This is a genomic window from Leisingera sp. SA215 (assembly GCF_055902035.1).
The window spans coordinates 1-3,320 of sequence record NZ_JBVVXU010000073.1; the positions used below are offsets into that span (position 1 = coordinate 1).

The 3,320-nt window shown below is 53.4% G+C and carries 7 protein-coding genes; 3 read left to right on the plus strand and 4 right to left on the minus strand.

Annotation, left to right across the window (positions count from 1 at the left end; genetic code table 11):
• Together AC0KW6_RS22930 and AC0KW6_RS22935 are read left to right on the plus strand one after the other, a co-directional pair.
• Positions 1-184, plus strand: a 184-nt coding sequence (locus tag AC0KW6_RS22930) for a hypothetical protein (protein WP_474036223.1), incomplete at its 5' end; no start/stop codon positions are given.
• A gap of 83 nt (positions 185-267) precedes the next feature.
• The gene (locus AC0KW6_RS22935; protein WP_474036224.1) at positions 268-462 is read left to right on the plus strand and encodes a hypothetical protein; all 195 of its coding nucleotides are present in this window, start codon (positions 268-270) and stop codon (positions 460-462) included.
• Between the two features lie 80 nt (positions 463-542).
• Here AC0KW6_RS22935 and AC0KW6_RS22940 read toward each other — a convergent pair whose 3' ends face one another.
• From AC0KW6_RS22940 to AC0KW6_RS22955, 4 genes are all read right to left on the minus strand, one after another.
• Complete coding sequence (locus AC0KW6_RS22940; protein ID WP_474036225.1) at positions 543-1,055, minus strand: hypothetical protein; 513 nt, start codon at positions 1,053-1,055, stop codon at positions 543-545.
• 240 nt (positions 1,056-1,295) lie between these two features.
• Positions 1,296-2,000 (minus strand): RNA polymerase sigma factor, encoded by a 705-nt coding sequence (locus tag AC0KW6_RS22945; protein ID WP_474036226.1) that lies wholly within the window; start codon positions 1,998-2,000, stop codon positions 1,296-1,298.
• Entirely contained in the window at positions 1,997-2,527 is a 531-nt protein-coding gene (locus AC0KW6_RS22950) for a cupredoxin domain-containing protein (protein ID WP_474036227.1), read from the minus strand. Before AC0KW6_RS22950 ends, AC0KW6_RS22945 begins: the two co-directional genes overlap by 4 nt.
• Complete coding sequence (locus AC0KW6_RS22955; protein ID WP_474036228.1) at positions 2,524-2,943, minus strand: hypothetical protein; 420 nt, start codon at positions 2,941-2,943, stop codon at positions 2,524-2,526. The genes AC0KW6_RS22950 and AC0KW6_RS22955 overlap by 4 nt, the downstream gene beginning before the upstream one ends.
• A 155-nt stretch (positions 2,944-3,098) precedes the next feature.
• On the opposite strand from AC0KW6_RS22955, the gene AC0KW6_RS22960 reads away from it, so the two are divergent.
• On the plus strand, positions 3,099-3,320 hold a 222-nt coding region (locus tag AC0KW6_RS22960), incomplete at its 3' end, for a transposase (RefSeq protein WP_474036157.1).

Below are 3,320 nucleotides of genomic sequence, written 5' to 3' on the forward strand. Positions count from 1 at the left end.
CACGCAGAACTTCGATGCCGGAAACTGGCCCCGGCGCCCGGCATTGAACTTGTGCGGCATAAGGGGCAACCTTCACGATAAGAGAGCGTGCTTCCTGAACGAAATCCGCGACCGCTGCAACAAGGTGATGGTGTACCAACCGCCGCGACAATCCGGCACGCGTTTGGTCCGGATGTCGAGTTGATCATTCCGCCGCCGAAGAACGCCGTTCCCGGAGATTGCCAGGCACGCAACGCGCATCTCGACATGATAACCGAAACTGGCCGAATGGCATGGCAGAGGGCCACCGGTTATGGTCAGAGATCGCGCGGCGAGGCCCAGATCGGGCGCTACAAACAGGTCATCGGACCGGAACTGCGCAGCCGCAACATGGAGACCCAGGCAACCAAAGCCCGCATCGCTGTCAACGCCCTCAACCGCATGGCCCGTCTCGGTCGTGCGGCCTATGAGCGTGTCGCATAACGAACCGGGGAAAGGGGAAAATGCGGCCCGAGCGCTATTCGTGCAACGCGGTCCTATTCAGGGCGAACTAACTCATCTCTTTACATGTGCCCTTCGGCCCAGCCTTTCCACGTTAGCTTTGCACCCGTCGTTAATATAGGCAGGCAATCCGGTGGGATTTGACCCAGCTGCTCAAAAAGGGACAGATAATCTGTGCTTGAGTGCCATTCTACAATTTGCTGATTTTTCACCCTCGCGATTAGCTGCCCCCGGATCAGCAAAGGAATTTCTGAGCCTTTGGACATCGCGTCAATAATGGTTGTTGCGGCCACCCACTCTTCACTATCCATTTTGATAGTTATTGACACTTTTGGCTTCACTTCAATCAGTGACATGAGGACATCGGCAGCTTCAAAAAAATCATCGCTTGAATTAGCCAAGCTGCCGATGGCTCCTCCGAATTCTGCGTTTGGAGGAAAGTATCTCCGCAATGCCTTCCTGTTGTTATTTTCGAACACATCTCTGTAAAACAAACACACAATATCCGACGCTTTTTTCTGATCGCGAAGCGGCATCTGTATGATTACGTCTTTGTTAGCGTCGCCTTCATTCATTTCCCGGTCCTTTGATTTCCATTCAATCTACTGCCTCCTATGAGTAAATAGGGAAAACAAACTTGATGTAGATTTCGGAGAAATTAGCAATGCTTCCGCTAGCGCTTTAGCCTTACATCAATGATAATATAAAATTATGTTACCTGTTGCAAAGCAATTTTCAGGGTGCGCCCTTTGTCGCAGACTTCCAATGTGAAGCCAACTGAAAATGCAACGTGTGAACAATATCATCAAAATGTCCTATATCAGTTTGCTTTCCCGCAAGCTGCAAATAACCCGGTCGGCCATCCCGGCACATCTCTTTCCGTCGAATGGAAAAATAGCCTCAAACCCGCCCGCGACACTTTTTTCCAAAGCTGAACGCAGGCGGCGGCGCGCTCTAAACAACCTCGTCTTAACGGTGACTTTATTGAGATCTAGTTCATGGGATATTTCAGATATGCTCATGCCTTCAACTTCACGCAGGAGGAATGGGAGACGTAATTCTGGCGGCAGACGGGCCACGGAGTTCTCCAGAAGCCCACGGAGCTGCGCCCTGCCGAGAGCTGTTTCCGGCAGTTCAGCACCCTGGTTCGGAAACATCTCAAGGACGCGGGGAGTATTGGATTCGCTCACGGTATCATACTCCTCAGCAGAGCGGTCACGGCGGCAATGCGTTCTTGCAGCGTTTATTGCAATGCGCGTAACCCAGGTGGAAAATCGAGACTGACCGCGGAAACTGTCGATTTTGGAAAATGCAGTTAGATAGGTTTCCTGCACAACTTCTTCAGCTTCAGCATCGGAAGAAACGATCCCCCGAGCAACCCGGAACAACCTTGGGTTCAGGTGCCGGATAAGCTCTCGTATAGCAGGTTCACTACCATTGCGTGCTGCCAGAACGAGGTCGGCTTCTGGTGTGAAAGAACCTGCGGCTTCTTTGGTATGCCGGTAGTGCCGGAGTGTCATGATGTGTCCTCCACTCGGACGCTCCCCAGTTCGAGGATGGTCTCCACTTTTGGAAAGGCGGCTAGCACCTCGTCCGAAAGGTCACCTGCTTCGTCTGCTGCCCCAGTCCAATTCGCGTCTATAGGCGTGCCCACCACGATACGCCCTACCATAGCCGCCATTTCGTGAGGGATACAGTAGTAGTCATATACGCCCGGCGCATCGAGAGTGACTTCGAAACTTTCCCCTGGCAGCAAGAAACCGCTGTCCCAAGGCCGCGCTGGTTCAGGAATACGCCTCTGTCTATCGAACAGTTCTGGATGAAACGCCGTGGCCGTATGGCTATTTCCCGGGTCCTTGTTAATAAAGCGAACCGTTGTGCCCGGGGAAATTGACACTCCTTGAGGATCAAACCAAATTCTCTCACCGCGTGCCGTTCCACGCATCTCCACCGTTACGACTTGCTTGGCCAGCAAAAGGCTGGGCGACCCGAGGGCGGCAACTAAGCCGCCTCCAAGCCAAATGACATTGCGTCGTTTGATAGTCATTCTGCCAGCCGCTCCTTGGCTCCGTCATCATGAAAGAGAGCAATATGCGCGTGCGGTTTTTCGACACCGGGATGACCAGCGTTGTAGTAGATATCGACGGATTTTACTGCTTCGGAGCCCAAGCCGAGATTGTCGAAAGACGTACCGTTCTGGAGATCCTCCAGCGGGGTCATGTAAATGGTTGCGGACAGCTGCCCATCGTGGTCATACGCGAGGAATGGTCCGGCGGGCAGCGTTTGCGGATTCACGAACAAAGTTCCCAGCCCCGGGAGAAATTCGGGCAGGGGCAAAACGTCGCTCACCTGCACATAAGGATCTCCAGGAGGCGACTGGTGCAGCGCCGCTGAGCCTTCGGCATACGAAACAGTGCTCAAGGCAACCATCAGACTTGAGATTGTCAACGTGTTCCTAAACATGGGTAGTCCTTCTTCTGAGTATTAACAGGCGCCTCATTGGTCACCTGCCTGTTAGATGCAACATGGCTTAAAAGGTTCCCATGGAATTTGGAGCGTGTTGCACAAATCGTTTCCGATGCGTAGCTGGTCCTTCGATTTGACTGCGGGATGCTGGGATGCCTTTCAAATTCAACGCGTCGCGGCGGGATAAGTTTGCGAAGGCAAAGTACCGTGTGACGAACTGGGCGGAATACAACGAGGTGCTCCGCCAGCGTGGTGACGTAACGGTCTGGTTCAGCGAAGACGCGGTGTCTCGGTGGGGCGCAACGCGCTCCGGCAAGCGCGGTGGTCAACAACGATATTCTGATCTGGCGATCGAGACCTGCTTGACCCTGCGC